The organism is Paracoccus benzoatiresistens (genome assembly GCF_026913015.1).
GTDB lineage: Bacteria > Pseudomonadota > Alphaproteobacteria > Rhodobacterales > Rhodobacteraceae > Paracoccus > Paracoccus benzoatiresistens.
In genome coordinates, this window is record NZ_JAPTYD010000165.1 from 1 (window position 1) to 1,277 (window position 1,277).

Annotated in this window: 1 protein-coding gene; it reads left to right on the forward strand. The window is 53.4% G+C overall.

Features of this window, described 5'->3' with window-relative positions:
- The first annotated feature begins 261 nt into the window (after positions 1-261).
- Entirely contained in the window at positions 262-474 is a 213-nt protein-coding gene (locus OU682_RS24015; protein ID WP_268944687.1) for a hypothetical protein, read from the forward strand.
- Positions 475-1,277 lie beyond the last annotated feature (803 nt).

A 1,277-nucleotide genomic window follows, 5' to 3' on the forward strand; every position in this document is an offset into this window, starting at 1 on the left:
TCAAGGTTGCCTCCCATTTGGCAGCCTTGAATCAGCCAGCGATCAGTTTGGAAACCCTCAAACGTCAACACGCCCTAATTGGATACCCTATGCGGGCGCTTTTCTTTTCCAGGCTCCCCAACATGCCCCTTCGCATCCTCTCAGTTGGAACGATGATTCTGTTGCTGTAGTCATAGAAGCCTGCAAGAAGCATTCCCATCCAGCTGCTTAGCTCAGGTGTCCTTGAAGGATCATCTGACAGACCAGAGGAGTTGCTTAGACATGATGATTGATGGACGTCCGGTTATCGCGAGCGGAAGCTTGGTTATCACGGCCGGAACTCAGGCGACGCTGGGCCTGCCGATGGGCGATTTCGCGTTAGTATTCAACACTAATGGCCCCGCCGATGTTAAGCTAACGACGCAACCCATGCAGATCCGTTTTGACGGGATGGATAGCCCCTTGGTACCTCCACAAGGTTTCAGATCCCTGTGAACGGCGGCATGAACCTAGATATTGCCCTACATGCAGTCGGGGAGCGTGCAGAGACGACGCGGATCATGCATTACACCCTCACCTGATTGTTCCCTGCATTCAGCCGCTACGGGCAGAGCGTCAGATTTGTAGTCTGACAAAAACCGCTTAGATTCAGGCCGTGTTGATACGGCCCGGGTCGCAGTTTAGCGTTCCGGTCCGTTTTTGCATGCAAGGCAACTACATCCAAGGCAACTAAAGGACGTCTCCACGAATCCAATCTTTCCTGAACTGTGACGGACTTGTGCTTGGCCTTCGGTGTTATTTCGGCCAGAAGCATAAAACGTGATACAGGCTGGCAGGACAGTCAGTCAGAAGAGGATAGTAATGGCTGCGTCAAACCGCTTGGGTGAGAAGATCCGGGCTTTCTGCTTATCCTGCGAGGGTGAGAGAAATTGCGAGATTAAAGGCTATCATCCGGAGCGCGGCAGCGAAGCGGACGGAATGTACCAGTGGGCGGTAGACTGGTTTCTGCTTAGTTGCTGTGGATGTGACCATGTTTTTGCTCAGACGGTCAGCAGCAACTCCGAGGACATTAATTACTACTATGATCGCGACGGCCAAGAGGCGACCGAGCATATCGAGAGTATTGACACTTGGCCGGCTAGGTCCAAACGCGATGCCCCAGAGTGGTTTAAGCACGACTCTGTTGAGACAGACTTGCAGGACACTCGCGCGCTAGATGCATCGGTCGTGTCTCGGAAGTGGTAGAAATTGGATGGCGGCGTAATCTCCGGGTGAACTGACACCCACCCAGCCGGCGG

Bases quoted from the DNA above. Each gene is read 5' to 3' on its own strand.
- OU682_RS24015 (WP_268944687.1), top strand. From the start codon at position 262: ATGATGATTGATGGACGTCCGGTTATCGCGAGCGGAAGCTTGGTTATC.